This window comes from Pseudomonas sp. B21-031 (genome assembly GCF_024748985.1).
GTDB lineage: Bacteria > Pseudomonadota > Gammaproteobacteria > Pseudomonadales > Pseudomonadaceae > Aquipseudomonas > Aquipseudomonas kermanshahensis.
On sequence record NZ_CP087181.1, the window covers coordinates 186,614 to 200,883 of the forward strand.

14 protein-coding genes are annotated in these 14,270 nt (G+C 64.0%); 10 read left to right on the forward strand and 4 right to left on the reverse strand.

Annotated features, from left to right (window positions below; translation table 11 throughout):
* The first annotated feature begins 13 nt into the window (after positions 1-13).
* Complete coding sequence (locus LOY53_RS00800; RefSeq protein WP_027595109.1) at positions 14-877, forward strand: ABC transporter permease; 864 nt, start codon at positions 14-16, stop codon at positions 875-877.
* Positions 878-934: 57 nt separating this feature from the next.
* Here the strand turns inward: LOY53_RS00800 and LOY53_RS00805 are convergent, their stop codons facing one another.
* Positions 935-1,495 carry a WYL domain-containing protein gene (locus LOY53_RS00805; RefSeq protein WP_258703480.1) on the reverse strand — a complete coding sequence of 187 codons (561 nt, stop codon included), beginning with the start codon at positions 1,493-1,495 and terminating at the stop codon, positions 935-937.
* 206 nt (positions 1,496-1,701) lie between these two features.
* Between LOY53_RS00805 and LOY53_RS00810 the strand changes: the two genes are divergently transcribed.
* From LOY53_RS00810 to LOY53_RS00840, 7 genes are all read left to right on the forward strand, one after another.
* Positions 1,702-2,496 carry a tetratricopeptide repeat protein gene (locus LOY53_RS00810; RefSeq protein WP_099452585.1) on the forward strand — a complete coding sequence of 265 codons (795 nt, stop codon included), beginning with the start codon at positions 1,702-1,704 and terminating at the stop codon, positions 2,494-2,496.
* A 261-nt stretch (positions 2,497-2,757) separates the two neighbouring features.
* Entirely contained in the window at positions 2,758-3,210 is a 453-nt protein-coding gene (locus LOY53_RS00815; RefSeq protein ID WP_085273902.1) for a MarR family winged helix-turn-helix transcriptional regulator, read from the forward strand.
* A complete protein-coding gene (locus LOY53_RS00820) occupies positions 3,207-5,294 on the forward strand; it encodes an FUSC family protein (RefSeq protein ID WP_027595113.1) in 2,088 nt (695 codons plus the stop codon). The genes LOY53_RS00815 and LOY53_RS00820 overlap by 4 nt, the downstream gene beginning before the upstream one ends.
* Complete coding sequence (locus LOY53_RS00825) at positions 5,291-5,503, forward strand: DUF1656 domain-containing protein (protein WP_027595114.1); 213 nt, start codon at positions 5,291-5,293, stop codon at positions 5,501-5,503. Before LOY53_RS00820 ends, LOY53_RS00825 begins: the two co-directional genes overlap by 4 nt.
* Positions 5,500-6,375, forward strand: a complete 876-nt coding sequence (locus tag LOY53_RS00830) for an HlyD family secretion protein (protein ID WP_252826379.1) — start codon at positions 5,500-5,502, stop codon at positions 6,373-6,375. Before LOY53_RS00825 ends, LOY53_RS00830 begins: the two co-directional genes overlap by 4 nt.
* The gene (locus LOY53_RS00835) at positions 6,372-7,793 is read left to right on the forward strand and encodes an efflux transporter outer membrane subunit (protein ID WP_186681800.1); all 1,422 of its coding nucleotides are present in this window, start codon (positions 6,372-6,374) and stop codon (positions 7,791-7,793) included. The genes LOY53_RS00830 and LOY53_RS00835 overlap by 4 nt, the downstream gene beginning before the upstream one ends.
* A 400-nt stretch (positions 7,794-8,193) precedes the next feature.
* Complete coding sequence (locus tag LOY53_RS00840) at positions 8,194-10,137, forward strand: cytochrome c/FTR1 family iron permease (protein ID WP_258703481.1); 1,944 nt, start codon at positions 8,194-8,196, stop codon at positions 10,135-10,137.
* Between the two features lie 27 nt (positions 10,138-10,164).
* Here the strand turns inward: LOY53_RS00840 and LOY53_RS00845 are convergent, their stop codons facing one another.
* Both LOY53_RS00845 and LOY53_RS00850 read right to left on the reverse strand, forming a co-directional pair.
* On the reverse strand, positions 10,165-10,410 hold the full coding sequence (locus LOY53_RS00845) for a TIGR02647 family protein (protein WP_186681804.1): 246 nt from the start codon (positions 10,408-10,410) through the stop codon (positions 10,165-10,167).
* A gap of 69 nt (positions 10,411-10,479) precedes the next feature.
* A complete protein-coding gene (locus tag LOY53_RS00850; RefSeq protein WP_027595122.1) occupies positions 10,480-10,779 on the reverse strand; it encodes a hypothetical protein in 300 nt (99 codons plus the stop codon).
* Between the two features lie 147 nt (positions 10,780-10,926).
* Between LOY53_RS00850 and LOY53_RS00855 the strand changes: the two genes are divergently transcribed.
* On the forward strand, positions 10,927-11,589 hold the full coding sequence (locus tag LOY53_RS00855; protein ID WP_252826381.1) for a glutathione S-transferase: 663 nt from the start codon (positions 10,927-10,929) through the stop codon (positions 11,587-11,589).
* Positions 11,590-11,712: 123 nt separating this feature from the next.
* On the opposite strand, the gene argH is transcribed toward LOY53_RS00855, so the two are convergent.
* Positions 11,713-13,107, reverse strand: coding sequence for an argininosuccinate lyase (argH, locus tag LOY53_RS00860; protein WP_258703482.1), 1,395 nt, complete (start codon positions 13,105-13,107; stop codon positions 11,713-11,715).
* Positions 13,108-13,416: 309 nt separating this feature from the next.
* Between argH and LOY53_RS00865 the strand changes: the two genes are divergently transcribed.
* Complete coding sequence (locus LOY53_RS00865) at positions 13,417-14,160, forward strand: LytTR family DNA-binding domain-containing protein (RefSeq protein WP_027595125.1); 744 nt, start codon at positions 13,417-13,419, stop codon at positions 14,158-14,160.
* The last annotated feature ends 110 nt before the right edge of the window (positions 14,161-14,270 follow it).

The following is a 14,270-nucleotide window of genomic DNA, read 5'->3' on the forward strand; positions in this document are numbered from 1 at the left end:
AGGAGCTTCAGCCATGACCACTACACCTGTACGTCAGGAATACGAGGTGCAGCTGGAGCCGCTGCTCAGTGTGCCTCTGGAACGCCAACTGCCCTTAGCCCAGCGTTTGTGGCAGCAAGGCTGGCTGCGCAAGGCTGTCATCCTGGTGGTGATCGCCGCGCTGTGGGAGGCCGTGGCCCGCTACCAAGGCAACGACCTGCTGCTGCCAAGCTTTCTGCAAACCTCTGCTGCGCTGTGGGACGGCCTGCTCAGTGGCGAGTTGCCCGCCAAGGTCGGCGTGTCGCTGGTGATACTGCTCAAGGGCTATGTGCTGGGCATTGTGCTGGCGTTCGGTTTGACCAGCCTGGCGGTGTCGACCCAGCTTGGCCGTGACCTGCTGGGCACATTGACCTCCATGTTCAACCCCTTGCCGGCAATCGCCTTGCTGCCGCTGGCGCTGTTGTGGTTCGGCCTGGGCGACAACAGCCTGATCTTCGTGCTGGTGCACTCGGTGCTGTGGGCGCTGGCGCTGAATACGTATGCGGGCTTTCTTGGGGTGTCCGAGACGTTGCGCATGGCCGGTCGCAACTATGGCCTCAAGGGCTTGCGCCTGGTGCTGCACATCCTGGTACCGGCGGCCTTGCCGTCGATTCTGTCGGGCTTGAAGATCGGCTGGGCGTTTGCCTGGCGCACCTTGATTGCTGCCGAATTGGTGTTTGGCGCCAGCAGCGGCAAGGGCGGGCTGGGTTGGTACATCTTCCAGAACCGCAACGAGCTGTACACCGACAAGGTCTTTGCCGGGTTGGCGGTGGTGATCCTGATTGGTTTGCTGGTCGAGGGGTTGGTGTTCAACACCCTGGAGCGGCTGACCGTGCGGCGGTGGGGGATGCAGCGCTAGCCAGTAAGCTTGCCCCCGGCCTCTTCGCGGGCTTGCCCGCGAAGAGGCCGATACAGGCTATGGAGTCTGATACTGAGCCGCCGCATTGCTCAGCATCTTGCCAATCTCTTCGCGCAACCCCTCTGGTTGCTCAACCACCACCCCATCCCCCTGGCTCAGCAGCCACCAACGCAGCGGCCAGCCATCGCTTACCGTGGCCCGCAACCGATGCCCATGCTCTAGCGCCGTCAGCTGCATGTCGGTGCTCAACGGCGCCTCGCGCAACTGCCGCGCCAAGGCATCACTGACTCGCGCCACCAGCTCTACCCCCTCGCCTTGGGCCGGCTGCAGCGCATCACCGCGCAAGTACGTCAGCAAGTCGAAATTGCCGCGCAGCTCGCCCACGGCACTCGACGACCAGTGCCAGCCGAACGGTATGCTCTTGTCATTGCGCTCCAACGGAAAAATCAGCGACAACTCGTTGAGGTCGCGCTCAACCGTGCGTTTGCTGACATTGAACCCCACATCACGCAGGCGCCACACCAACTCGGCGCTGGTGATGCCTGGGGAGCGGCTGGGCAGTTGGCGCAGCAGCGCCCACTGACGACTGAGGGTGGCGCGAGTGGTGGCGAACGGCAAAAGATAACGTCCTTGTCTAGGCTTGCCGCAATAGGATGGCGGCACGAGCGGGGCATGGCAATTGGCCACAGCCTGCTCAGATCAAGGAAGTCGCATTTGGTTGCCTCGTGCCGAATCGTTCGCGACAGGTTTTGTCGTGACGTCACGCAGAATCACGCCTCATCACAGCCGAGGTCGAGGTTGTGTGTCGTTCAATGAGGATGAACATGTCTGCTGCCAGCAATATCCATTCGCTGCTTGCCCGTCTTCTGCCAGAGCGGGTCATCGCCCCGCCAGCCCCTGCCGGGAGGCGTCATCGGCTGTTTGCCGGGGTCGGGCTGCCCAGCCAGCGGTCGTTGCTGGTCAGCCGCCTGGACGAGGCCAGCGATTTGCAGGGTGTGTACGCCGACCTGCGCCGCCAAGCGCTGCAAGGCAGCGTGGCCGCACTGAATGACCTCGGCTGGATCTGGCTCAATGGCAAGTACTGGCGTGCCGACACCGTGCTGGCCGGCCACCTGCTGCGCATGGCGGCCTTGCAGGGTAACGCCGCGGCCTGGTTCAACCTGGGCCAGCAGCATTACTTCGGCAAAGGCATCGACACGTCTTACGTGCAGGCGGCCGAGTGTTATCGGCAGGCGTTTGACCGCGGCATGTTGCATGCTGCCGCCGCCCTTGGTGACTTGTATGAAGAAGAAGTGTGCGATGGCGACCTGGACTGGCAGGTCGACCTGGTGCAGGCCTATCAATGGTTTTTGCGCGGTGCCCAGCGGGGCGAAGCGCGGTGCCGGTTCGAGGTAGGTTACCGGCTGATGCATGGCCTGTACGTGGAGGCCGATATCAAAGGCGCGCTGTATTGGCTTGAGCTGGCGGCTGCGGCAGGAGTGATGCAGGCGGCCGAGGAGCTGGCGGTGCACTTCAGCAGCCGCGACCGCGCGCGTTACCTGGACTGGCGCGACCGGGCCGTGCAAATGGGCAGCACGCTGGCGCTGACGATGAAGCTGGAAGACCAGGTCCAGCCTTGAACCTGTGCAGTGGGAGGTCGCGGGCCCTGTGGGAGCGGGTTTACCCGCGAAGCAGGCAACGCGGTACATGGCACCGGCTTCGCCGGTGTTCGCGGGTAAACCCGCTCCCACAGGGAATGTGCAACGCAGTTGCTCTCGCGGCCTGAAGACCACGCATGAACAGAATTTCACCCACGCTACCCGTCGCCCACTGTTGACGACAGGGGGAGGGCCAGGCGTATATTGATAGTTAGCAAACTATGAATATCCTTGGTTCCCTTCATGACCCTTGATCTCCTGCGCCTGCAAGTCAGCAGCGGCATGGTGGTTGCCGCTCGCCATTGGCGGCGCATCTGCCACGCGGCCCTGACTGGCTACGGCATTTCTGAAGCCTGCGCCGCGCCGCTGTTGATGATCGTGCGCCTGGGCGATGGCGTGCATCAGGTGGCGGTGGCCCAGGCCGCTGGCCTTGAAAGCCCGTCGCTGGTACGCCTGCTCGACCAGCTGTGCAAAGCTGGGCTGGTGTGCCGCAGCGAGGACCCTCTCGACCGCCGCGCCAAGGCCCTGAGCCTGACCGCCGAAGGCCGTGCCTTGGCCGAATCCATCGAAGCCGAGCTGGTGCGCTTGCGCCGTGAGGTGCTGCAGGGCATCGACCAGGCTGACCTCGAGGCCGCCTTACGTGTGCTGCGCGCGTTCGAAGCCGCCGGCCTCGGCACACCTGGCGGGGCAGCATGAACGGATTCTTCAGCTCGGTACCCCCAGCCCGCGATTGGTTCTACGGCGTGCGCACCTTCGCCGCGTCGATGATCGCCCTGTACATCGCCCTGCTCATGCAGCTGCCGCGCCCCTACTGGGCCATGGCAACCGTCTATATCGTCTCCAGCCCATTCGTCGGCCCGACCAGTTCCAAGGCCCTGTACCGCGCCCTGGGCACCTTGCTCGGGGCCGGCGGGGCGATATTTCTGGTGCCACCCTTGGTGCAGTCGCCGCTGTTGCTGAGCGTCGCCATCGCCTTGTGGACCGGCACCTTGCTGTTCCTCTCGCTGAACCTGCGCACCGCCAACAACTACGTGTTGATGCTGGCGGGCTACACGCTCCCGATGATCGCCCTGGCCGTGGTCGACAACCCTACCGCAGTGTTCGATGTGGCCTCGTCGCGGGCTCAGGAAATCTGCCTGGGCATTGTCTGCGCGGCCGTGGTCGGTGCAATCTTCTGGCCACGCCGCCTGGCCCCGGTGGTGGTTGGCTCGACTGGCAACTGGTTTGCCGAGGCGATCCGCTACAGTGATACCTACCTGGCCCGTGACGTCGCCGCCGACAAGGTGGGCGGCATGCGTGCCTCGATGGTGGCCACGTTCAACACCCTGGAAATGATGATCGGCCAGCTCGGCCACGAGGGTGCCGGCCCCCACACCCTGAAGAACGCCAGCGAGCTGCGTGGGCGGATGATCCACCTGCTGCCGGTGATCGACGCCCTGGACGACGCCCTGGTCGCCCTCGAAGGCCGTGCGCCTGTGCAGTTCGCCCAGTTGCAACCGTTGCTGGCCGAGGCCCGCGAGTGGCTCAAAGGCACTGCCGACGATGCCTCCCTGGCGCCCTGGGCCGCCTTGCACGAGCAGATCACCCGCCTGCAACCCAGCGCCGCCGCACTGGACCAGCGCGCCGGCCTGTTGCTGTCCAACGCCTTGTATCGCCTGACCGAGTGGGTCGACCTCTGGCAAGACTGCTGCACCCTCCAGCACGCCCTGCGCAAGGACGACGCCACGCCCTGGCGCGCCGCTTACCGCCACTGGCGCTTGAGCCGCCTGACGCCCTTCTTCGACCGGGGCCTGATGCTGTACTCGGTGTTCTCCACCGTCACCGCGATCATCGTCGCCAGCGGTTTATGGATTTTGCTCGGCTGGAACGACGGCGGCAGTGCGGTCATCCTCGCCGCCGTGGCCTGCAGCTTCTTTGCCGCGATGGACGACCCAGCGCCGCAGATCTACCGGTTCTTCTTCTGGACGCTGATGTCGGTGATCTTCTCCAGTGTCTACCTGTTCCTGGTGCTGCCCAACCTGCACGACTTCCCGATGCTGGTGCTGGCATTCGCCGTGCCGTTCATCTGCGTCGGCACGCTGACCGTGCAGCCGCGCTTCTACCTCGGCACCTTGCTGACCATCGTCAACACCGCCACCTTCATCAGCATCCAGGGCGCGTACGACGCAGACTTCCTGACCTTCATCAACGCCAACCTGGCCGGCCCGGTGGGGCTGCTGTTCGCGTTCATCTGGACCTTGCTGCTGCGCCCGTTCGGTGTCGAGCTGGCGGCCAAGCGCATGACCCGGTTCGCCTGGCGCGACATCGTCGAAATGACCCAGCCCGCCACCCTGGCCGAACACCGCCAGGTCGGCGTACAGATGCTCGACCGCCTGATGCAGCACCTGCCACGCTTGTCGCAGACTGGCCAGGACAGCGGCGTGGCACTGCGTGACCTGCGCGTGGGCCTGAACCTGCTCGACCTGCTGGCTTACATGCCCCGCGCCAACCCGCAGGCCCGTGAGCGCCTGGCCACGGTCATCGAGGAAGTCGGCGCCCACTACGCCGCCTGCCTGCGCGCCAACCAGCGCCTGCACGCCCCGGCCACACTGTTGCGCAACATGGAGCGTGCACGGCAAGGGCTGGCGCTGGACGACCACAACGACCGCGGCGATGCCCGCGTGCACCTGCTGCATGCCCTGAGTGGCCTGCGCTTGGCCTTGCTGCCTGGGGTCGAGGTGATGCTCGAGCCGACCGAACAACCGCAACTGCCCCCCGGCATCGATGGAGCCCCACTGTGATCGGTGATCTGGATATCAGCGGGGTGTTTCTGCCCACGCTGCTGGTGATGATGGTGTTCACCTACCTGCTGTTTCTGGGCGTGCACGCCTTGCTTGTGCGCCTGCATTTTTACCGCCTGGTCTGGCACCGGGCTTTGTTCAACGTTGCCCTCTACGCCGTGATGCTGGGCGCGGTCGACCACTTTTGCCGAAACCTGATGCTGCCATGAAAAAACCTTTGCTGACCCTGGGCCGTGTGGTCCTGACCTTGCTGGTCGTGAGTTTCGCCGCCGTGCTCGTGTGGCAGATGGTGGGCTACTACCTGTTCGCCCCCTGGACCCGCGACGGCCACATCCGCGCTGACGTGATCCAGATCGCCCCGGATGTGTCCGGGCTGATCCAGAAGGTCGAGGTGCGTGACAACCAGGTGGTCAAGCGCGGCGACGTGCTGTTCACCATCGACCAGGACCGCTTCAGCCTGGCCCTGCGCCAGGCCAAGGCGACCCTCGCCGAGCGCGAGGAAACCCTGGCCCAGGCTGCCCGCGAGACGCGCCGTAACCGCAAGCTGGGCAACCTGGTCGCGGCCGAGCAACTGGAAGAGAGCCAGTCCCGCGAAGCCCGCGCCCGCTCGGCGGTCAACGAGGCACAAGTGGCCGTCGATACCGCCCAGCTCAACCTCGATCGCTCGGTGGTGCGCAGCCCGGTGGATGGCTACCTTAACGACCGCGCCCCGCGTAACCACGAATTCGTCACCGCCGGCCGCGCAGTACTGTCGGTGGTCGACAGCGCCTCGTATCACGTCGATGGCTACTTCGAAGAAACCAAGCTCGGTGGCATTCACATCGGCGATGCCGTGGACATCCGCGTGATGGGCGACAACACCCGCCTGCGCGGCCACGTACAAAGCTTCGCCGCTGGCATCGAAGACCGCGACCGCAGCAGCGGCGCCAACCTGCTGCCTAACGTCAACCCAGCGTTCAGCTGGGTGCGCCTGGCCCAGCGGATTCCGGTGCGTATCGCCTTCGATGACGTGCCGGAAGACTTCCGCATGATCGCCGGGCGCACGGCCACGGTGTCGATCATCGAGGACAAACGCCCATGAAACGCCTGATGTTGGTGGGCATGGCCCTGTCCCTCGGTGCCTGTGCCCTGGTTGGCCCGGATTACGAAGTGCCGAAAGACGCAGCCGTGCAGCGCAGCGACCTCAACGGCCCGCTGCGCCAGGACGCCGACAGTGTGGTGTCGGCGCCGGTGCCCGAAGACTGGTGGCAGCTGTACCAGGATCAGCGCCTCAACCAACTGGTGCGCCAGGCATTGAGCGCCAATACCGAGCTGCGGGTGGCTGCGGCCAACATCGCCAAGGCCCGCGCCCAGGTCGAAGTGGCCGAATCGCAGGGCGGTTTCAGTGGTGGCATCAAGGCTGGCGCCCAGCGCTTGCAGGAGTCTGGCGAGGCCTTTTTGCTGCCCGAGAAGGTGCCCGTGGCCAATATCGGTGAGGCCATCATCAGTGCCTCCTACCAGTTCGACCTGTGGGGCACGTTCAAGCGCGGCACCGAGGCGGCCAAGGCCAACGCCGACGCGGTGCAGGCCGCAGCGGACACCGCGCGCATCACCCTGGTGGCGGATGTGGTCAAGGCCTACACCCAGGTGTGCTCGGCCAACGAGGAATACCACATTGCCCGCGAGTCACTGGACCTGCAGGAGCAAGGCGTAAAGCTGAACCAGCGCCTGCGCGATGCCGGCCGTGGCGACGAAACCCAGGTCACCCGCTCGCAGACCCAATTCAAATCCCTGCGCGCCGAACTGCCACGCTTCAAGGCCGAGCGCGAGACCGGCCTGTATACCCTGGCCGCACTGCTGGCCAAACCGGTCGAGCAGCTGCCCGCCGGCACCGCCGATTGCGCCGAACTGCCGCACCTGGCCCAACTGATCCCGGTCGGCGACGGTGCCGCGCTACTCAAGCGGCGCCCCGACGTGCGCCAGGCCGAGCGCCAACTGGCGGCCGCCACCGCTTACATCGGCGTGGCCACGGGCGCGCTGTACCCGGATATCAGCATCGGCGCCCAGGTGGGCACCATCGGTATCCTCGAGAACCTTGGCGAGCCTTCCACCAACCGCTGGGGCTTTGGCCCACAGATCAGCTGGACCATCCCCACCAACGGCACCCGTGCCCGCATCCGCATGGCCGAAGCCTCGACCCAAGCGGCGCTGGCGCATTTCGACGGCGTGGTGCTGAACGCCATCCGCGAGACCCAGACCCGGCTGGCGCAGTACAGCGCCTTGCTCGACCGGCGTGATGCATTGGCCGAGGCAGAGAAGTCGGCCAAGGAAGCGGCGGACCAGACGCACCGGTATTACCAGGCTGGGCGTGAGTCGTTCCTGGCGGATTTGCAGGCGACGCGGACGTATACCGATATGCGCGCGCAGTTGGCGGCGGCGAATAGCCAGGTCGCGGTGGGGCAGATTGGGGTGTTTTTGGCGTTGGGTGGGGGATGGAAGGGGGCTGCTGGCAAGCCTTGATCATTGTGTGGTGGCGAGAAGGTGTTTGGCGACAGGGTTGCGGCGCCTATGAGATCGAGCGCCGCCCGCGCGGCGCTCGGTCTTGAGGGCGCCGAACCTCTAACGTCGAACACCCCGAATACGTAAGACATTTCCGAATCTGATACCAAGTGCTTCAGCTCTCGCTATCAGGCGAACTATCCCACGCGCCGTTCCATTTCAATATCCCTTCACCGGGTCCAAGTTCGCCATTTTATTTTCAGCATGCTTGGAAAATTTTCAATTGAAGAGACCTTGATCATTTTTTTCAGAATCATAGGCAAAAATTGTAAGTGCCGTTGCTGCGCCCCTCTCGATTTGTCACAAGATTTTTCATGAAATCCGTCCGCGACCCTTGAGAGAAATAGAGTGGAAGTGAACAATGTTCTCTTTCGCATTCCCTCCGAGACTGGCCATGAAAACCCGTTCCCGTCTGCTTGCCTGGCTGCCTGCTTTACTGCTTGGCCCAGTGCTGGCGCTGTGCAGCACCGCGGTGCTGGCCGAAGCCCCCGCCGAGGCCGCCAAGGCCTTGCACCTGCTCGATTACATCGGTGCCGACTACCCGCCGACCGTGCGCGACGGCAAGGTGATCGACGAGGGAGAATACCGCGAGCAACAGGAATTCACTGCGTTACTGGCCGACCTGGTCAAAGGTTTGCCGGCGCATGCTGAGCAAACGGCACTGGAGCAGGGTGTAGAGGGTTTGCGCCAGGCCATTGAACGGCGTCATGAAGGCGCCGCCGTTGCCCGTCAGGCCCGCCAGTTGGGCGCGCGCCTGGCGGTGGCCTACGAGGTTAGCCAGGCCCCGGTGATCACCCCGGACCCGGCCCGCGGGGCTTCGCTGTATGCGCAGAACTGCTCGATCTGTCATGGCGATACCGGCGCCGGCGATGGCCCGGCCGGTGTCGGCCTGGAGCCGCCGCCCGCTAACCTGCGCAGCGTGGAGCGGCTTGACCAGTTGAGCCTGTTCGACCTGTACAACACCCTTGGCCTGGGCATCGAAGGCACCGAGATGCCATCGTTCGCCGATCAGCTCGATGAGCGTCAGCGCTGGGACGTCGCTGCCTATGTGGCAAGCTTCACCGCCCAGCCTGAAGCCGCCAAAGGTGACAAGGTCTGGAACCTGGCCGACCTTGCCCGCCAAACCCCGGCCGAAGTCGCGGCCAACGAAGGCGTCGGTGCGCTGGACGCGTTCCGTGCCCAGCGTGCCCAGCCGCCGCAGGCCAAACGCGGCCCGGCGCAGTTGCTCGAGTACACCGCCAGCACCCTGGATAAAAGCCTGGCCGCCTACCGCGAAGGCGATCACGACCAGGCGTATGACCTGTCGGTGGCCGCGTACCTGGAAGGGTTCGAACTGGTGGAAAGCTCGCTGGACAACATTGATACCCAAGCGCGCAAAGACACCGAAAAATCCCTCATGGCTTACCGCCAGTCGCTTCAGGATGGTTTGCCGGTGGCCCAGGCTGAGCAGCGCCTGGCCGAAGCCAAGGCCAAGCTCGGCCAGGCCGCCAAACTGCTGGGCAGCGATGGCCTGAGCTGGTCGCTGAGCTTCATTTCCGGGCTGTTGATTCTGCTGCGCGAAGGCCTTGAAGCGATTCTGGTGCTGGCAGCGGTCCTCGCCTTCCTGCGCAACACCGGCCAACAGTCGGCTGTGCGCAGCGTCAATATCGGCTGGGGCCTGGCGCTGGTAGCCGGCTTTGCCACCTGGGCCCTGGCGGCTTATGTGATCGACGTGGGCGGTGCCCAGCGCGAGCTGCTGGAAGGCTGCACGGCGCTGTTTGCTGCGGTCATGGTGCTGTGGTTGGGGGTATGGATGCACGACCGCCGCCACGCTGCAGCCTGGCAGGACTACATCAAGAGCAGCCTGGTCAGTGGCGGCGGGCGCTTCGGCTTTGCCGTGCTGGCGTTCTTCTCGGTGTACCGCGAGCTGTTCGAAGTGATCCTGTTCTACGAAACCCTGTGGCTGCAGGCGGGGCCAGCCGGGCATCAGGCGGTGCTGGCAGGGGGCGCGACGGCGCTGGTGCTGCTGGTGGGGTTGGCGTGGGTGATTTTGCGTGGCTCGGCCAAGCTGCCGCTGTCGCTGTTCTTCAGCATCAACGCGGCGCTGTTGTGCGCGCTGTCGGTGGTGTTCGCCGGGCACGGCGTCAAGGCACTGCAAGAGGCCGGGGTGCTGGGCACGCGGCCGGTGGCGTTCTTCGAGTTCGACTGGCTGGGCATTCATGCCGATGCCTACTCGCTGGCAGCTCAGGCGGTGGCATTGCTGGCCATCGTGTTCCTGTACGGGCGCTCGCGGTTGGCCGAGAAGCGCAGGGCGGCGGCCAGCTAAGGCCGCCCTCCTGGTATACCTGTTCGATCAGGCCGGTTGTGGCGCCTTGAGAATGTTCTGCAGCAGTTGAACACTGTCGACGGCGTCATGACCCAGGCTGGTCAGGTAGCCGCCATCGGGTTGATCGGTCAGCCCTTTATCGTACAGGCGCTGAGCGGCCGCGATCAGGGCAGGGGAGGCGTGGCTGTTTATCTTGATGCCTTCCTGGCTGCTGTCGTGCTTGAACAGCGCGAGGACTTCCAGTTCGGCGATCAGATCGGGGGTAAAGGACATGGCGACTCCTGACTTCCAGACGAGGATGGCGGCACCGTCATCGGTGCCTGACCTTCGAGTGTAGTCGGGTTATTCGTCGTCGCCTTGATCCATCTCAGGTGGCAGCTCGGGCAGGGCGCGCAGGGCGTTTTCATACCACTCGCTATTGAAGGCGCGGTCTTCCACCAGCATGTTGTCGATCTCGAAGGCCAACACATGGGCCATCAGGTTGAGGATGTCCTCGCGCGCGTAGCCGACCAGAGTGAGCTTGTTGAAGGTGGCTTTGGCGGCCGGCGGCTCGCCGCTTTCGATCTGGTTCTCGATGGCCTGGGTCAGCGTTGCCTCGGCGAAGGCTTCGTCGTCATTGTCGATGTCGGTGGGCTCGCTCATGGCGGTACTCCTGTGATGGGGCATACAGTTTGCCACGCCTGTGCTGGCAATGTCCGGTCATCGACCGGGTGCATGACGCTGGTCAGACGCTGGCGCAGGGGCTATAAAAGCCGGGCCATCCCCATACGGCCTGGAGGCTGTTACCCCATGCTCAAGCTTCACGGATTCTCGGTCAGCAACTACTACAACATGGTCAAGCTGGCGCTGCTGGAAAAAGGCCTGCCTTTCGAGGAGGTCACCTTCTACGGCGGCCAGGCGCCCAAGGCACTGGAAGTCAGCCCGCGGGGCAAGGTACCGGTGCTGGAAACCGAGCACGGCTTTATCAGCGAAACCAGTGTGATCCTCGACTACATCGAGCAGACCCAAGGCGGCAAGGCACTACTGCCAACCGACCCGTTCGAGCAGGCCAAGGTGCGTGAGCTGCTGAAGGAAATCGAGCTGTACATCGAGCTGCCGGCGCGTACCTGCTATGCCGAGTCCTTCTTTGGCATGGCGGTGGAGCCGTTGATCAAGGAACGCGCCCGTGCCGACCTGCTGGCGGGTTTCGCCACGCTCAAGCGCAATGGGCGCTTCGCACCCTATGTGGCGGGTGAGCAGCTGACGATTGCCGACCTGATGTTCTGCTTCTCGGTCGACCTGGCCAACGCGGTGGGCAAGAAGGTGCTGAACCTCGACTTCCTCGCGGACTTCCCCGAGGCCAAGGCATTGCTGGAGAAAATGCGCGAGAACCCGCACATGGCGCGGATCCTGGCAGACAAGGACGCGGCGATGCCGGCCTTCATGGAGATGATTCGTAGCGGCAAGCGCTAACTGTAGCTAGCGCTGAACCTGTAGGAGCAGCCTTGTGCTGCGAAGAGGCCGGTGCAAACGCCTTAGATCCATGGTGTTTGCACCGGCCTCTTCGCAGCACAAGGCTGCTCCTACAACAAGCAGTTAGCGCGAAGCCAGCAGCGCCTGACCGCGCACCACGGCCGCACGCACCTGCGCCGGTGCGGTACCACCAATGTGGTCACGGGCATTCACCGACCCTTCCAGGGTCAGCACAGCGAACACGTCCTGCTCGATCTGGTCGCTAAACTGACGCAGTTCGTCCAGGCTCATCTCGGCCAGGTCCTTGCCAGTGTCCACGCCATACTTCACCGCGTGGCCGACGATTTCGTGGCAGTCACGGAACGGCAGGCCACGGCGTACCAGGTAGTCAGCCAGGTCAGTGGCGGTGGAGAACCCGCGCAGGGCCGCTTCACGCATGATCGCGTGCTTGGGCTTGATGGCCGGGATCATGTCGGCAAAGGCACGCAGCGAGTCGCGCAGGGTATCGGCGGCGTCGAACAGCGGTTCCTTGTCTTCCTGGTTGTCCTTGTTGTAGGCCAGCGGTTGGCCTTTCATCAGGGTCAGCAGGCCCATCAGGGCGCCGAACACGCGGCCGCTCTTGCCACGTACCAGCTCCGGCACGTCTGGGTTCTTTTTCTGCGGCATGATCGAGCTGCCGGTGCAGAAGCGATCAGGCAGGTCGATGAACTGGAACTGGGCGCTGGTCCACAGCACCAGCTCTTCGGAGAAGCGCGACAGGTGCATCATCGCCAGGCTCGCGGCAGCGCAGAATTCGATGGCGAAGTCACGGTCCGAAACGCCGTCCAGCGAGTTGCCCGATACGTCCTCGAAGCCCAGCAGCTTGCAGGTGAGCTCGCGGTCGATCGGGTAGGTAGTGCCGGCCAGCGCGGCGCTGCCCAGGACCATGCGGTTGGTGCGCTTGCGGCAGTCGACCAGGCGCTCGTAGTCGCGGCTGAGCATTTCGAACCAGGCCAGCAAGTGGTGGCCGAAGGTGACCGGCTGGGCGGTTTGCAGGTGGGTGAAGCCGGGCATGATGGTTTCGGCTTCACGCTCTGCCTGCTCCAGCAGGCCCTGTTGCAGGCGGGTGATTTCGGCCAGGATCAGGTCGATCTCGTCGCGCAGCCACAGGCGGATGTCGGTGGCGACCTGGTCGTTGCGGCTGCGGCCGGTGTGCAGCTTTTTACCGGTGATGCCGATGCGATCGGTCAGGCGTGCCTCGATGTTCATGTGCACGTCTTCAAGGTCGACGCGCCAGTCGAAGTTGCCGGCCTCGATCTCGCCCTGGATGGTCTTCAGGCCATCGATGATGGTGTCGCGCTCGGCATCGCTGAGCACGCCGACCTGCGCCAACATGGTGGCGTGGGCGATCGAACCCATGATGTCGTGGCGGTACAGGCGCTTGTCGAAATCGACCGAAGCGGTGAAACGGGCGACGAAGGCGTCGACGGGCTCACTGAAGCGGCCGCCCCAGGACTGATTGGTCTTGTCGGTGCTCATGGATTCACTCATTGCAGGCGTGAACGAAAAAGTGGCGCCGATAATAGCAGGGTTGGGCTGGCTGCCGCAGGACGCCGGTCGAGAGAAATGACGCCAAATGGGCAGGCAAACGAGCAAGCAAGGATTTGCAGGATTGAACGGCAGTGTTCCACGGACCGTCTACAGTTGGACAGAGGACTGGCAGTGAATCTGCCGGCCGAGTGAATCTTTGGCCATTGCACCGGTCTAGAGCGTGACACGCAGTGTCGCTCGAACCACACTTGTCTACGCTACACCTGTGCGAGACTCATTCAGGAATCCAGCGCAATTATGAATGTCCTGATCGTTGATGACGAACCCCAAGGCCGTGAACGCCTCAGTAGGCTACTCGGCGAACTAGAGGGTTATACCGTGCTGGAGCCAAGCGCCACCAACGGCGAGGAGGCCCTGGCGCTGATCGAAAGCCTAAAGCCCGATGTGGTCCTGCTGGACATCGGCATGCCTGGCCTGGATGGCCTTCAGGTCGCTGCTCGCCTATGCGAGCGCGAAGCGCCGCCCTCGGTGGTGTTTTGCACCGGCGACGATGAATACGGCACAGAGGCTTTCAAGGACAGCACCCTCAGCCATGTGACCAAACCCTTCCAGCCTCAGGCGTTGCGCGATGCGCTGCGCAAGGCCGAGAAGCCCAACCGCGCCCAGTTGGCGGCGCTCACCCGGCCGGCCAATGAAGGCGGCGGCCCGCGCAGCCATATCAGTGCGCGAACGCGAAAGGGCATCGAGCTGATTCCCTTGCCCCAGGTTATCTATTTCATCGCTGACCACAAATACGTGACCTTGCGCCACGAGGGCGGTGAGGTGTTGCTCGATGAGCCCCTCAAGGCCCTGGAAGACGAATTTGGCGAACGCTTCGTGCGTATCCACCGCAACGCGCTGGTGGCCCGCGAGCGTATCGAACGCCTGCAGCGCACCCCGCTTGGGCATTTTCAGCTGTTTCTCAAAGGCCTGGACGGCGATGCCCTGACCGTCAGCCGTCGCCATGTGGCTGGCGTGCGCAAGATGATGCAGACGCTCTGACCACGTCTTTGCGCGGCCGCTGCCCACGGCCGCGCACGGGACGAACATAGCCATTGACCCGCATCTGCTGGTGATGCCGCCGGAGCTGTTATCATCGGCAGCATTTCTCT

Excerpts from the sequence above, each read along its gene's own strand:
- argH (WP_258703482.1), bottom strand. The coding sequence starts at position 13,107 with ATGAGCACCGACAAGACCAATCAGTCCTGGGGCGGCCGCTTCAGTGAG.
- LOY53_RS00850 (WP_027595122.1), bottom strand. The coding sequence starts at position 10,779 with ATGAGCGAGCCCACCGACATCGACAATGACGACGAAGCCTTCGCCGAG.
- LOY53_RS00845 (WP_186681804.1), bottom strand. The coding sequence starts at position 10,410 with ATGTCCTTTACCCCCGATCTGATCGCCGAACTGGAAGTCCTCGCGCTG.
- LOY53_RS00835 (WP_186681800.1), top strand. The coding sequence starts at position 6,372 with ATGAAACGCCTGATGTTGGTGGGCATGGCCCTGTCCCTCGGTGCCTGT.
- LOY53_RS00800 (WP_027595109.1), top strand. The coding sequence starts at position 14 with ATGACCACTACACCTGTACGTCAGGAATACGAGGTGCAGCTGGAGCCG.
- LOY53_RS00855 (WP_252826381.1), top strand. The coding sequence starts at position 10,927 with ATGCTCAAGCTTCACGGATTCTCGGTCAGCAACTACTACAACATGGTC.
- LOY53_RS00840 (WP_258703481.1), top strand. The coding sequence starts at position 8,194 with ATGTTCTCTTTCGCATTCCCTCCGAGACTGGCCATGAAAACCCGTTCC.
- LOY53_RS00815 (WP_085273902.1), top strand. The coding sequence starts at position 2,758 with ATGACCCTTGATCTCCTGCGCCTGCAAGTCAGCAGCGGCATGGTGGTT.
- LOY53_RS00820 (WP_027595113.1), top strand. The coding sequence starts at position 3,207 with ATGAACGGATTCTTCAGCTCGGTACCCCCAGCCCGCGATTGGTTCTAC.
- LOY53_RS00830 (WP_252826379.1), top strand. The coding sequence starts at position 5,500 with ATGAAAAAACCTTTGCTGACCCTGGGCCGTGTGGTCCTGACCTTGCTG.
- LOY53_RS00810 (WP_099452585.1), top strand. The coding sequence starts at position 1,702 with ATGTCTGCTGCCAGCAATATCCATTCGCTGCTTGCCCGTCTTCTGCCA.
- LOY53_RS00865 (WP_027595125.1), top strand. The coding sequence starts at position 13,417 with ATGAATGTCCTGATCGTTGATGACGAACCCCAAGGCCGTGAACGCCTC.